This is a genomic window from Candidatus Angelobacter sp. (assembly GCA_035607015.1).
GTDB lineage: Bacteria > Verrucomicrobiota > Verrucomicrobiia > Limisphaerales > AV2 > AV2.
On record DATNDF010000225.1, the window covers coordinates 1 to 12701 of the forward strand.

General features: G+C 60.5%; 13 protein-coding genes. 10 read left to right on the forward strand and 3 right to left on the reverse strand.

Features of this window, described 5'->3' with window-relative positions:
- Positions 1–155 precede the first annotated feature (155 nt).
- Entirely contained in the window at positions 156–788 is a 633-nt protein-coding gene (locus VN887_09240; protein HXT40195.1) for a hypothetical protein, read from the reverse strand.
- A 394-nt stretch (positions 789–1182) separates the two neighbouring features.
- Between VN887_09240 and VN887_09245 the strand changes: the two genes are divergently transcribed.
- The 6 genes from VN887_09245 to VN887_09270 all read left to right on the forward strand — a co-directional run bounded on the left by VN887_09245 (position 1183) and on the right by VN887_09270 (position 8186).
- Positions 1183–2409 (forward strand): response regulator, encoded by a 1227-nt coding sequence (locus tag VN887_09245; GenBank protein ID HXT40196.1) that lies wholly within the window; start codon positions 1183–1185, stop codon positions 2407–2409.
- Between the two features lie 20 nt (positions 2410–2429).
- Positions 2430–4286 carry a GNAT family N-acetyltransferase gene (locus VN887_09250; protein HXT40197.1) on the forward strand — a complete coding sequence of 619 codons (1857 nt, stop codon included), beginning with the start codon at positions 2430–2432 and terminating at the stop codon, positions 4284–4286.
- Positions 4287–4408: 122 nt separating this feature from the next.
- Positions 4409–7183, forward strand: a complete 2775-nt coding sequence (locus VN887_09255) for a PAS domain S-box protein (GenBank protein HXT40198.1) — start codon at positions 4409–4411, stop codon at positions 7181–7183.
- Between the two features lie 41 nt (positions 7184–7224).
- Positions 7225–7623 carry a glycogen-binding domain-containing protein gene (locus VN887_09260; GenBank protein HXT40199.1) on the forward strand — a complete coding sequence of 133 codons (399 nt, stop codon included), beginning with the start codon at positions 7225–7227 and terminating at the stop codon, positions 7621–7623.
- Positions 7620–7832 (forward strand): hypothetical protein, encoded by a 213-nt coding sequence (locus VN887_09265; protein ID HXT40200.1) that lies wholly within the window; start codon positions 7620–7622, stop codon positions 7830–7832. Before VN887_09260 ends, VN887_09265 begins: the two co-directional genes overlap by 4 nt.
- A gap of 12 nt (positions 7833–7844) precedes the next feature.
- Entirely contained in the window at positions 7845–8186 is a 342-nt protein-coding gene (locus VN887_09270) for a hypothetical protein (GenBank protein HXT40201.1), read from the forward strand.
- Positions 8187–8238: 52 nt separating this feature from the next.
- Here the strand turns inward: VN887_09270 and VN887_09275 are convergent, their stop codons facing one another.
- Positions 8239–8811 (reverse strand): universal stress protein, encoded by a 573-nt coding sequence (locus VN887_09275; GenBank protein HXT40202.1) that lies wholly within the window; start codon positions 8809–8811, stop codon positions 8239–8241.
- 169 nt (positions 8812–8980) lie between these two features.
- On the opposite strand from VN887_09275, the gene VN887_09280 reads away from it, so the two are divergent.
- The 3 genes from VN887_09280 to VN887_09290 all read left to right on the forward strand — a co-directional run bounded on the left by VN887_09280 (position 8981) and on the right by VN887_09290 (position 10599).
- Positions 8981–9400: an EVE domain-containing protein gene (locus VN887_09280; protein ID HXT40203.1), complete on the forward strand. Its 420-nt coding sequence runs from the start codon at positions 8981–8983 to the stop codon at positions 9398–9400.
- A 58-nt stretch (positions 9401–9458) separates the two neighbouring features.
- On the forward strand, positions 9459–9854 hold the full coding sequence (locus VN887_09285; protein HXT40204.1) for a VOC family protein: 396 nt from the start codon (positions 9459–9461) through the stop codon (positions 9852–9854).
- A gap of 94 nt (positions 9855–9948) precedes the next feature.
- Positions 9949–10599, forward strand: a complete 651-nt coding sequence (locus VN887_09290; protein HXT40205.1) for an HAD family phosphatase — start codon at positions 9949–9951, stop codon at positions 10597–10599.
- On the opposite strand, the gene VN887_09295 is transcribed toward VN887_09290, so the two are convergent.
- Complete coding sequence (locus tag VN887_09295) at positions 10596–11693, reverse strand: low specificity L-threonine aldolase (protein HXT40206.1); 1098 nt, start codon at positions 11691–11693, stop codon at positions 10596–10598. The two genes, VN887_09290 and VN887_09295, sit on opposite strands and share 4 nt — an antisense overlap.
- An 18-nt stretch (positions 11694–11711) precedes the next feature.
- On the opposite strand from VN887_09295, the gene VN887_09300 reads away from it, so the two are divergent.
- The coding region (locus VN887_09300) for a hypothetical protein (protein ID HXT40207.1) at positions 11712–12701 on the forward strand (990 nt) is incomplete at its 3' end.

Sequence of the window (12701 nt, forward strand, 5' to 3'; positions counted from 1 at the left end):
TTTCCACGCAGCGATTGCGCGGAAGGGCGGAGACAATGTCGTCCGTGCTGGAAGAAATCCTCGCGCATCGCAGCAGGCCGGAACCACAGTGAGGCATCAACGAATGAATGGCCGTGACCGGTGAGGGTCGGGTACGGAGCGGGTCCCGACACTTGCTATTCCCGCTTCCTTACTTCCACCTTCATCCGGCTGAGCTTCTCGAAAATCTGGCCGCGCCGCCGCAGCGGCCACCATTCGTAAAGGTATATCTCCATTGGTCGCGCCATTGCCACCCATCCGGCGATCGCCAGACTTTGCGTGGCCAGGCTTAGCAACGTCCCCGGGGTTGTGTTCACGGCCAGCAGTTCGCTGATCAGGAGGCACGCAGCCAGAAACGGCAGCCCGATCAGCAAACTTGCCCGGCCCTGCTTCATCAGACGCCTGAACTCCATCGCGTTTAATCCCGCGCGGTAGGCGAAGTAATGGCGTACCGCGCGTCCGATCAGGGGCTTCTGCTCCTGTACCTCCGGGAATTGCTGCAGATGCACGACCAGTTCGACCGGCTCGCGGCGATGAAATTCCTGCGCCCAACTGACGATGAAATCCTCGGCGTCGTGGTCGAGGTCCTTCTCGTGAAACGGCGAGGGATCCATGGAATTGAAGAGCTGGCTAATATCGCGAAGATTGAGTTCGATGCGGCGCGGCAGGCTGCCGTCTGATGGGGCGGCCCGTTCGGGCAGGGCGTCCGGTTCTCTTGCTTCGGCCGCCTTCGGTTCCGGGGTCGTGTTTGAATCAACTGGAAGTGACATCGTACCGGACATTGAACCGGGCGGACGGTCCTCGCTTCACACATTTTGGCTTAGATCGACTTCTTTTGGCCATCGATTTGAAGCAATGGCACCGATCCCGACTCACCATTGGATTCTCGCCGGTGCTCCTTCCCGTAACCGGCAAAGCGGGCGTTGTCCTCTTCCAGACCTTGCCCGGCAGACGGGCGGTCCTCTTTTGCCGTCAGTTGAGCTGACAATTCCTGCCGAAAACAGGGCAAAATGCGGTGAGTCGGTACGAACCGCGCAGTTCATATTGGCATCGAACAAAAGCGTTATCGACGAGATATAAAAAACGATGAAATCCATGAAAAGCGGAACCCTTGAGCCCGGGGCGAACGGATTGGTAACGGAGCCGCCGGAAAGCAGGAGTTCGATGAAAACGATCCTGGTCATCCAGCATGATCCGACCGTGGGTGGCATATACCGCAGCCGTTTCCAAACAGAAGGGTATCAGGTCGAGCTGGCCACCGACGGTGAGACCGGATTGGCCATGCTGGCGCAAAACAAACCGTGTCTCTTGATCCTTGATCTGACGTTGCCGAAGCTTTCCGGTGTGGAAATCATCCGTAAGATTCGCTCGACACCCGCCACCCGATCGCTGCCGGTTGTCGTGCTTACCGACGCTTACAACAGCGACACTGTCAAACGGGCATGGGAAGCCGGCGCCGATCGCTGTCTTACCAAAATGATCTCTCCGCCGGCCCAGGTGCTGAAGGTATGTCACGCGCTTCTGCTGGAACGGTCCGCTCATTCGCCAGACCCGGGGGACGAGTCGAGACCGACTCCGCCGGCGGCGCAAGCATCGTTGAATGGCCTGGCGCGCAGCTTCTGGGATGAAGCCCCACAATGGCTGGCGACTCTGCGCAGCCTGTGGATTGCCGTCGCCAGGGTCGAAGAATCCGCCAACCGGATGCCGTTATTGTTCGAATTATACCAGAAGGTGCATTCGCTCACGGGCAACGCCGTGGCTGCGGAAACGTGTTCCGTCGCTCGTTTGTCGTCGGCACTGGAGGCTTTGCTAAAGGAGCTTCACGACAAACCAGGACATATCAACCGGAACACGCTGGGCACGGTCGCTCAGGGATTGGATTTTCTGGAGGCACTGGTTCGGAAAATCGGACCGGCGGACGAGGATTGTTTTGACCAGATCTCCATCCTGGCGGTGGACGACGAGATCATCTCCCGCAAAGCCATCGCGCATGCGCTGGAGAAAGCCCGCTTGGGTTCGTTCAGCATGGGGGACCCGCTCAAAGCTTTTTCGTTGCTGGCCGAAAACGATTTCGACCTCGTCATTCTGGACGTGGACATGCCGGGGATGGACGGCATCGAATTTTGCAGGCGGATGCGCGCGCTGCCACGTTACGCGGACACGCCGGTGATCTTTGTCACCCAGCTCAAAGACTTTCACACGCATGCGGGCGCCACACTGAGCGGCGGGAATGATTTTCTCATCAAACCGTTCCTGTACATTGAGCTCGCCGTCAAAGCGTTGGTCCAGGTGATGCGTGGACGGCTTGCGCATTCGCGGTTCCGCATTGACCCGGCGAAGGAAACGGCCATGGCAGACTCGCTTGAAGGCTACGCTTGCGCCGCAGCCTGAGTTGAGAAACGCTTTTCCGCATGAACTTTGTCCCACCGGAGAAGGCCCTGTCCCGATTGCGCAGCGGAATGCGCGTCTTTGTCGGCTCGGGTTGCGCGGCGCCCCAGAAGCTCGTTGCCGCTCTGGCCGCCCGGGGCAGGAACTTGTTCGATGTGGAGATCGTTCATATCCTCACGTTTGGCCCGGCAGCGTACGCGCAGCCCGAATTGCTCGAACATTTCCGGCACAACGCTTTTTTCGTCGGCCCGAACGTGCGGGACGCGGTGAACGAAGGCGTGGCCGACTACACGCCCATTTTCCTCAGCGAGATTCCCGCGTTGTTTCGCCAGAAGCGAATCCACCTGGACGTCGCGCTCGTCCAGGTCAGTCCTCCGGACGCTCATGGGTTCTGTAGTTTTGGCGTGTCTGTGGACGTGGTGAAGGCGGCGGTGGAAAGCGCCGATTTCGTGGTGGCGGAAGTGAATCCGAACATGCCCCGCACACTCGGTGACAGCTTCATTCACGTCAGCGAACTCGACGCCCTGGTGCAGAGCGATCTTTCGGTTCTGGAGTTCGCTGTGAAGCCGCCTTCGGCGAATGCGATGAAAATGGGAGAATTCATCGCGTCACTGGTGGAGGACGGCGCGACGCTGCAAACCGGCATCGGCGAGATTCCGAGCGCGGTCATGTCCTGTCTGGACGGCAAAAAGGATCTCGGCATGCACACGGAGATGTTCACCGAAGCCGTGATTCCGCTGATCGAAAAAGGCGTGCTCAACGGCCGCTGGAAGACGCTTCTGCCGGGAAAAGTGGTCGCCTCGTTCTGTTTCGGAACGCGCAAGCTCTACGACTACATCCACGACAACCCGCGGTTCGAATTCCGGCCGACTGAATTCACGAATGACCCGTTCCAGATTGCGCGCAACCGGCGCATGGTGGCCATCAGCTCGGCGATTGAAGTGGATTTGACGGGCCAGGTGTGCGCCGATTCGATCGGAGATAAATTCTACAGCGGCTTTGGCGGGCAGTTGGATTTCATGCGCGGGGCCGCCCGGAGCGACGGCGGCAAGCCGGTCATCGCACTGCCTTCGACCACGAGCGATGGCCGGACCTCACGGATCGTCTCGCGTCTGAAGCCGGGCGCGGGCGTGGTGACCACACGGGCGGACGTGCGCTATGTAGTGACCGAATACGGCATCGCTGATCTGCACGGGAAGAGTGTCCGTGAGCGGACGCTCGCGCTCGTTCACATCGCGCACCCGAAGTTTCGCGACCAATTGATGCGTGAAGCGCGGGAACGCCGTCTGGTGCATCCCAACCAGATTGCCCTGCCGCCGGGTTTGCAGCCGTATCCGAAAAAATACGAACTGGAAGGCCGGTTCAAAGGCGGGTTGAAGATCCGGTTCCGCCCGGTCCAGCCGACCGACGAGGCGCTGCTCAAGGAGTTGTTCTACTCGCACTCGCAGCAGACGATTCTTCAGCGTTACTTCACTCATGTCCGCCACCTGCCGCATGAGCAGGTGCAGAAATTCGTGACACTCGACTACCGGAACGACTTCGCCCTCGTCGGCATGGTTCCCTTCGAGGGCAGGGAACGGATGATCTGCGTCGGCCGCTATTTTCGCAATCCCGCCAGCAACGACGCCGAAGTCGCCATCACGGTGCACGATGACCATCAAGGATGCGGTGTTGGCACTTTCCTGGCCGGGAACCTCATGAGGATCGCGCGCGAGAACGGCATTGCCGCGTTCACGGCCGACGTGCTGGCGGACAATCACGCGATGATGCGGGTCTTTCACAAGGTGGCGGATAAAATGGAATCCGATCTGCGGGATGGCGTTTACCATCTGCGGTTTGGACTTACCCGGGCGCGGCATTCCGGACAGAAAACGGAATAAACTCCAGCGCTTCCGTCGCCGTCCTGCCTGCGGCGGACGATGAGCACCCGCCAAAATTGGTGAAGGGTTGAGCAATATAGGACAAGCCGCAGGGCGGAGGTTCGTGTTTGTTTTACAGGGACATGGAAATCGAAACCGGACCACCGAGCGCGGCGGGGCGCGTCGAAGTCGCAGCCACCGGTCAGGATGCTGACGAACTTCTGAAGTTGCAAAGCGACGCTCTCGAAGCGAGCGCCAACGCCATAGTGATCACCGATGCCACCGGGACAATCCAGTGGGTCAATCGTGCCTTCGTCGAGTTGACCGGATATTCGCGCGGTGAGGCCATTGGGAAAAATCCCCGGTTTTTAAAGTCCGACAGCCATGATCACGGGTTTTATCGGCGCATGTGGCAGACGATTCGGGCGGGAAAAGTCTGGCGAGGCGAGCTTGTCAACCGACGCAAGGACGGCACGCTGTACACCGAAGAGCAGACGATAACACCCCTGCGCGGCGATTCCGGCGAAATCAGGCATTACATCGGAGTCAAACAGGACGTCTCCCGCCGCAAGGAAATGGAAAACGCCCTGCAGCGACAGCAGCAATACTTCCATACTTTGATCGAGAAGGCGGCGGACATCATCACCGTCGTCGGCCCCGACGGCGCGATCCGTTACGAGAGCCCGTCCCTGAAACGGGTCCTGGGTTGGGAACCGGAGGACCTGATCGGCCGGAGCGTATTTGATCTGGCTCACCCGGACGACCGGGAGAACGTTGCGCGTGCGCTCGCCCGCATCAGCTCCGCCCCCGGGGCGATCGAATCGGTCAAATTCCGTTACCGCCACAAGGACGGGTCATGGCGCGTGCTCGAAAGCGTCGGACGAAACCTGACCAACGATCCGGGCGTCGGCGGTGTGGTCGTCAATTCCCGCGACGTCACGGAACGCACCCGCGTCGAGGAGGCCTTGCGGGAAAGTGAATCATTGTATCAAGCGACCTTTAACGAGGCACCCATCGGCATCGCGCAGACGGGACTGGAGGGGCGGTTCGTCAAGGCCAACCGCAGATTTTGCGAGATGTTGGGTTATGCGCCGGAGGAACTGTTGCAGTGGAATTTTCGGGACGTCACTTTTTCTGAGGACATCGGGCGCGATCTGGAGTCGATCAGGAAACTCCTCGCCGGTGAAATTCAACATGACCGGATCGAGAAGCGATATGTGCGGAAGGATGGAAAGATTGTCTGGGTCAGCCGGACTGCGTCGCTTCGCCGTGACGCCTCGGGCACGCCGGAGCACTTTCTCGTTGTGGTCGAGGACATCACCGAACGCCGGCAGGCGGAAGAAGGACTCGCGGCCGAAAAGCAGTTTTTCGACACCGCGATCGACGCCCTGCCCGGAATTTTTTACCTGTTTGACCGTGAAGGTCGGCTTCTGCGATGGAACCGCAACCTCGAGCGTGTGACGGGCTATTCCCCGGCCGAGATCGCGGCGATGCACCCGCGGGAGTTCTTTGCGGACGAGGAGCGCCACCTGATCGAGCAGAAGATCGGGGAGGTCCTGCAAAATGGGGAGGTGACCGTCGAGGCCGGGCTGGTTTGCAAGGATGGGCGCAGGCTGCCCTATTTCTTTACCGGCGCGCGGACGTTGCGCGACCGAACACCGTGCGTCATCGGCATGGGCGTGGATTTGAGCGAGCGGAAAAAACTGGAGGCGCAATTTCTGCGCGCCCAGCGGCTGGAGAGCATCGGGACGCTCGCCAGCGGCATCGCACATGACCTGAACAACATCCTGGCGCCCATCCTGATGGCCGAGCAACTCCTCAGCCTGAAGGAGCAGGACGCGGAGTCGCGCGGTTTCCTGGCCATGATCGCCGGAAGCGCGCAACGCGGCGCCGAGGTCGTCAAGCAGGTGCTTACATTCGCGCGCGGCGTCGAAGGTGAACGGGTCCTGGTGCAACCGAGGCACCTCGTCCGCGAAGTCGAAAAAATCGCCCGCGAAACGTTTCCCCGGGCAATCTCAGTGAAAACCAATCTGGCGCCGGACCTTTGGCCGGTCACCGGCGACGCCACGCAACTGCACCAGGTGCTGCTCAATCTTTGTGTCAATGCGCGCGACGCCATGCCGGACGGCGGCACCCTGTCGCTTGCCGGCAGCAACCTGAATCTGGGCGACGACCACTTGTTTCCCGGGCCCGGCGTGAAGGCCGGCGCGTTCGTCGTCCTCGAAGTCGAGGATACGGGCACGGGCATCCCGGCGAACATCGTTGACAAGATATTCGATCCGTTTTTCACCACCAAGGAGCAGGGCAAAGGGACAGGATTGGGGCTCTCGACTGTTGTCGGCATTGTCAAAAGCCACGGCGGCTTCGTCAACGTCGCCAGCGAAGTGGGCAAAGGGACGAAGTTCGGCATATTTCTCCCGGCGACAAGTGGCAGCGGCACGAAATCCTCCGACGGCGGACCGGCGGCTTTGCCGTCCGGCCGGGGGGAACTCGTGCTCGTGGTGGACGACGAGGAGTCAATTCGCGACGTGACACGCAACCTGCTGAGCCGGCACGGGTACGAAGTGCTGGTGGCGTCCGATGGAACCGAGGCGGTGGCGCTTGTCGCGCAACTGCCCGGGAGAATCAGTCTGATCCTGACGGACATCATGATGCCGTTCATGGATGGCGTTGCGCTCATCCGGGCGGTGAGGAAACTCGACCCGCGTATCAAGGTGGTCGCCTCCAGTGGCCTGGGGCAGGCCGACAAAATGGCGGAACTCAAAAACCTCTCGGTGAAAACCTTTCTCGCAAAACCATACACCGCGGAAAATCTGCTCGTCACCCTGCAGGAACTCCTGCACGGCCCCGCCCGCCCGGATGAAAACGAGCCGTTTCGGAGGACAATAATTGACGAGTCTCCGCCAACATCCGCATAGCGCGCCCTGCCCGCCGCGCCTAACTTCGCAAGAAAACAACCATGAAAACGCATTCAGCAAACCGACGCCCGCCCGCCCGGGCCCGGAGCCGTGATTCGCGCACACAGGTGGTCCACTTTGAACTCGTCAATGCCGCGGCCCGCAGTGTGTGCATCGCCGGCACTTTCAATGACTGGCATCCTTCGGTGACAGAGATGATCGCGCTCGGCGAAGGGCGTTGGGCCAAGGAGTTGACGCTTGTGCCGGGAACCTACGAATACCTTTTCGTCGTGGACGGTCGCTGGATGACCGACCCCGCGGCGGACGAGTCTGCCGTCAACCCGTTCGGCGGGCGCAATTCCGTGCTGCGCGTCGGTCCTCTGCCGGGTAATGAAGCCTCCCGCTCCAACGCTCGCCGGTCAAAAAACAGAGGGGCGACACGAGATGCCTGTTTCTTATGAACACCTCTGAAATGGAACGGACGACCCACGAAGCGTCGAGGGCGCAGTCCAGGTTGTCCACCGGGACGGGCTGGCCAACCAACGCTGCGCAAAGGGACACGACGACGGTTGAACGCGGATCATGGGCGTCGGCACAAAGCTCATTGCCACCGGCTGTTCGGATGCGTTACGATGCGCCCACACCGATCCGCTGGGGGATCAACGAGTGAGCGGGAATCCTTATGATGATCTTGAAGGCCGGAGAAAAAGTGCATGTCATACACCGCCGCTACTTCGAGAAGGAGGCGCGCCGGCATTTTGTTGGGACGGTTGACGCCTGTGAAGGTGGTGTCGCGCGCGTGACAGGATACGTTTACACCGTTGACCGGGCAAAATACATATTTGTACGACGTCCCGAGAAACGGACGCGTCTCATTTCATTGGTCTCCGGCGACGCGCTCGTCAACGTGCTCCCTGACTCCGTCAATCTGGAAAAGATCGTTTACCTGCAGGAGAAAAAGGCGGTGCGGGTGACCGACGGCAGCGAATGGTTCATCGATTTGAGTGAAGTGACCTGGATGTAATCTTCTTTCGCGCGCGACACCCGGCCGTTGCCGCGCCCCGCCGACCGTCCGCTCAGACAAACTCGTGTTCCCGCGGCCGCACAACCATGACGGGACAGGGCGCGTGGCGCACGACCCGTTCGGATGTGCTGTCCAGCTCTCCCGGCTCCAGGTTCGCGCAACCGCGCGTGGACATGATGATCAGGTCGCTGTCCAGCTGTCGCGCCGCCCGTGTGATTTCGTCGAACGGCGCGCCGTGCCGGACGATCAACCCTGCCGGGAGGTGCCGGTCGAGGTGCGTCCGGGCGAAAACCTCCAGACGATCGCGAGTGCGGCTCATGCGCGCGCTGTCCGGGATCTCCCGATTCACCGGGCCGTAGCCGGAATCGACCGCGCAACAATGGGGCGTCACGACGTGCAAGAGGGTTATTTTTGCGCCGTGAAACCGCGCTAATGGAAGCGCGTAACGCAGCGCCTTTGCGGATTCGCCCGAGAAATCGACCGGAACCAGGATGTTCTTCAGCTTGAGATGCGGCCGGCGCGCGCCTGCGGCGACGCTCGACACGGGTCTTGCCGAGCGCCGAGGCCGGATCCGGCGGTTACCCGAGCCGGGCGGTTTGGCGGCTGTCTTTCGGATCGCTTTCATAGCTTGCCTCTGCGCAGAAATTACGATGAACATCGCGCCGCGACTACACGGCGGTTGCGAATCATTGGACATCTTTTGACCGCGACACGCGAAGAACATGCGCGTCGAATTCCCTGGGACCGCTGATTTCCTTCTTTTCCCGCCCGGCATTTGCACTTAAAAGTCCCCCATGTCGAAAAGCCACTGGTTGGTGAAGCAGGAACCCGAGACGTACTCGTGGGACAATTTCATGAAAGACGGCGGAACCGCTTGGACCGGCGTCCGCAGTTTCGCGGCGCGGATCAACCTCCGTGCCATGAAGAAAGGCGACCGGGTGTTCTATTATCACAGCGTCAGCGAAAAACAGATTGTCGGCGTCGCCCGGGTGGCGAAGGAGGCTTATCCGGATCCGACCGCCGCCGAAGGCGACTGGGTCTGCGTGGACCTGGCGCCCGTGAAGGCGCTGAAGAAACCGGTGAGTCTCGAAGTGATCAAAAAGGACACAATCCTCAAAGACATGCCGCTCGTCCGCATATCACGCCTTTCTGTCGCTCCGCTCTCGGAGGCGCAATTCAATCGCGTGTTGGAGCTGGCCGGGACCGCAATCTGAATTCCGTTCATCGCCATTTTCCCGCCGGTCCTGATGGCAAAAGGAGACGCGATTACGAATGAAATTTTCTGTCGAACACAGCGGCCTCGCGGCGCGCGACTCCGTTGCGCTCAAGGACTGGTATGTCCGCGTGTTGAACGGACGGCAGGTTTTCACCGATGGCAAAACTCCGCCGGCGTTCCTGCTCGATTTGCCCGGCGGTTTGTGGATCGAGATTTATCCGGCCGACAAGGCCGTTGCGGAAACCGGAAACAACCGACTCGCCGGCTGGCGGCACCTGGCGCTGCGGGTCGAATCGATCGAAGCCGCCCGCGATGAACTCGCGGCCAGGGGCGTCGTGTTCGAGGAACCAGTCAAACCGGCCGGCGGCGGCGGGCGGGTTTTATTCTTCAAGGATTACGAGGGAAACCTCCTGCACCTCGTCGAACGGCCCAATGACTGGCGTCCAGCTTGAATGAAGGGCGACGCTTCGCCGTTGCCCTGATTCCAGGATGGTTGCCCGTTGCGATTGGGTGGGATGCGGCAAAGCGCGTCCCGCGAGCTGACAAATGGATAACAAATATTCGGCGATCATTTTCGACATGGACGGCGTGGTCGTGGACAGCGAGCCGCTGCACGAGCACGCCTTTCTCGAAGTGTTCGAGGAGATCGGGTTCAGCGGAAATCACGGCATTGATTTCCCGGCCTACTACGGCAAGTCCGACCTCGTCGTCTGGCGCGACTTCATCGCCCGGCATTGCCCGCCGCAGTCGCTCGATGAATTGCTGGCGCGAAAGGAGGAAAAATTTGCCGCGCTGCTGCAAAAGGAAAAACCCATTTTCAACGGAGTGCCGGAATTGCTGGAGAAACTTTCGCCGCGTTACGCGTTGGCACTGGCGTCCGGCTCGCGGCATTCGACCATCAAAACCGTTTTGGATTTGCGCGACCTGCGCCGTTTTTTCCGCGCGGTTGTGAGTTCGGAAGACGTGTCGCACGGCAAACCGGCGCCGGACATTTTTCTGCGAACCGCGGAACTGCTCGACGTCCCGCCGCACGATTGCTGCGTGATCGAAGATTCCGCCGCCGGCGTGGAAGCGGGATTGGCCGCGGGCATGACGGTGATCGCGATAACAAATTCGCTTCCGGCAGAGAAGTTGAAACGCGCGACGAAGGTGGTGCGGACCTACGAAGAAACCGAATCGCTGTTACTGCGGCGCTAGGTGAGCTTCCGATGATCCGCCGTCGCGAGCGGAATATCCTTCGGCGCCTCGCGAATCAATCGTTTCAAGTCCGACACGAACGAGTCCACGTCTCCGTCCGTGGTGTCCCAGGCGCACATCAGCCGGCAGCCGCCCTGGCCGATGAACGTGTAAAACTTCCATCCTTCCTGTCGCAGCGCGTGGATGACGTGCGGCGGCAGATCGGCGAACACGGCGTTGGCCTGCGTCGGAAACAGGATTTTGACCTCGGGAATTCCCTGCAACGCATCGTGCAGCCGCCGCGCCATCGCGTTGGCATGCGCGGCGCGGCGCAGCCACGCGCCGTCCTGCAACATGCCGGTCCACGCCGCGGAAAGAAATCGCATCTTCGAGCACAACTGCCCCGCCTGCTTGCAGCGGTAGTCGAATTCGTCCGCCAGTTCGCGATTGAAAAAAACCACGGCGTCGCCGACGTGCGTGCCGTTTTTCGTGCCGCCGAAACAGAGCACATCCACGCCCGCCTGCCAGGTGATTTCCTTGGGTTGGACGCCCAGCGACGCAACCGCGTTGGCGAAGCGCGCGCCGTCCATGTGCAACATCAAACCGAGCGATTTGGTCTTCGCCCAGATCGCTTTCACTTCCTCGACCGAATACACCGTGCCGACCTCGGTGGCCTGCGTGAGGCTCACGGCGCGCGGTTTGGGATAATGAACATCGGACCGCTTCTTCACCATGCGCTCGATGCCGGCCGGATCAATCTTGCCGTTCGCTCCGGGCACCTGCAGGACCTTCATGCCGTTGGAAAAGAATTCCGGCGCTCCGCACTCGTCGGTCTCCACGTGCGCGATCTCGTGGCAAAGGATGCTGTGATAGGACTGTCCGGTGGACGCCAGCGAGAGTGAGTTCGCGGCAGTGCCGTTGAAAACGAAGAAGACCTCGCAATGCGTCTCGAAGACCTCGCGGATCAGGTCGGCGGCGCGGGCCGTCCACGGATCATCGCCGTAGCTGACCGCGTGGCCGTGGTTGGCTTCGGCGAGCGCGGCCCACGCTTCAGGGCAGATGCCGGCGTAATTGTCGCTGGCAAAATGGCGGCGGGCTTCAAAGGAATTTTTCATGCGTAGCTGCGGTACATCGTGATCGAAACGCGGCATACTGGCGAGAAGATCCCACGGCATCGCTTTCTGTTGATCAACGGGACCTGGGCGTCAGTCCCTGCGACGGGTCTGGTTAACGGGACGCCTGACCAGGGAAGGGCATTGGCCGCAGATGCGTTTGCGGGCAAGATTTATGTGGGCGGATCGTTCGATCATGCGGGTGCGGTGGCGGCCAACGACGTCGCCGTGTGGAACGAATTCAGGCCCTACACGATTATTGACCTCGGCACGCTCAGCGCCAACACCTACTCGTACGGAATGGCCGTGAGCAAAAACGGCCTCGTGGGGGCGGGCTATTCGCAAGTGCTGGTGGGTGGCAGTTATCGCGACCATGCCTTCAGCAGCACCGGTGGCGACGCCATAACCGATCTGGGCGGACCGTGGAGCGCGAACGACAACTCGTATATTTACGGGATGAACGACAGTTCGACTTTTGTGGGCGTGGCGGATCAAAACGGCAGCGGCACGTTCATTCGCGCCTTCCGCAATTTCCTGCCAGGCACGTGGACCTTGCTCGTTCCGATTGACGCATCATACAGCTCCCACGGTGAGGCCCTCAACAACGGTGGCGTGGCCGTGGGCTACAGCGGGAACGCAAGCGGCGTGGACAGAGCAACGCGATGGCCGAGCGGTTCCACCACGGCGACAGACTTGAAGACCTTGATTTCTCCCGACCTTCCATCCTACGCCAGCTACGCGTACGGGATTAACAACAACGGCGATGTTGTCGGAAAGGCTCGGTCGGACCCTGCTAATCCAAACTCCTTCCATGCTTACAGGTGCCCTTCGACTCGTACGATTCAGGCTGATGATAACCTCGGCACGATGAACGGGACGCCTCAGAGCGTTGCCTATGCCATCAACGACTTTGGAGAAATTGTGGGAAGCTCTAATTTTGACCCGGCCAACGGCACGCTTTGGCACGCCTTCATCAAGGCGCCGAACAGTGGCACCGGAACCGGCTTTATG

Bases quoted from the DNA above. Each gene is read 5' to 3' on its own strand.
- VN887_09285 (HXT40204.1), top strand. From the start codon at position 9,459: ATGAAATTTTCTGTCGAACACAGCGGCCTCGCGGCGCGCGACTCCGTT.
- VN887_09265 (HXT40200.1), top strand. From the start codon at position 7,620: ATGAACACCTCTGAAATGGAACGGACGACCCACGAAGCGTCGAGGGCG.
- VN887_09255 (HXT40198.1), top strand. From the start codon at position 4,409: ATGGAAATCGAAACCGGACCACCGAGCGCGGCGGGGCGCGTCGAAGTC.
- VN887_09275 (HXT40202.1), bottom strand. From the start codon at position 8,811: ATGAAAGCGATCCGAAAGACAGCCGCCAAACCGCCCGGCTCGGGTAAC.
- VN887_09290 (HXT40205.1), top strand. From the start codon at position 9,949: ATGGATAACAAATATTCGGCGATCATTTTCGACATGGACGGCGTGGTC.
- VN887_09250 (HXT40197.1), top strand. From the start codon at position 2,430: ATGAACTTTGTCCCACCGGAGAAGGCCCTGTCCCGATTGCGCAGCGGA.
- VN887_09260 (HXT40199.1), top strand. From the start codon at position 7,225: ATGAAAACGCATTCAGCAAACCGACGCCCGCCCGCCCGGGCCCGGAGC.
- VN887_09280 (HXT40203.1), top strand. From the start codon at position 8,981: ATGTCGAAAAGCCACTGGTTGGTGAAGCAGGAACCCGAGACGTACTCG.
- VN887_09270 (HXT40201.1), top strand. From the start codon at position 7,845: ATGATGATCTTGAAGGCCGGAGAAAAAGTGCATGTCATACACCGCCGC.
- VN887_09245 (HXT40196.1), top strand. From the start codon at position 1,183: ATGAAAACGATCCTGGTCATCCAGCATGATCCGACCGTGGGTGGCATA.
- VN887_09240 (HXT40195.1), bottom strand. From the start codon at position 788: ATGTCACTTCCAGTTGATTCAAACACGACCCCGGAACCGAAGGCGGCC.
- VN887_09295 (HXT40206.1), bottom strand. From the start codon at position 11,693: ATGAAAAATTCCTTTGAAGCCCGCCGCCATTTTGCCAGCGACAATTAC.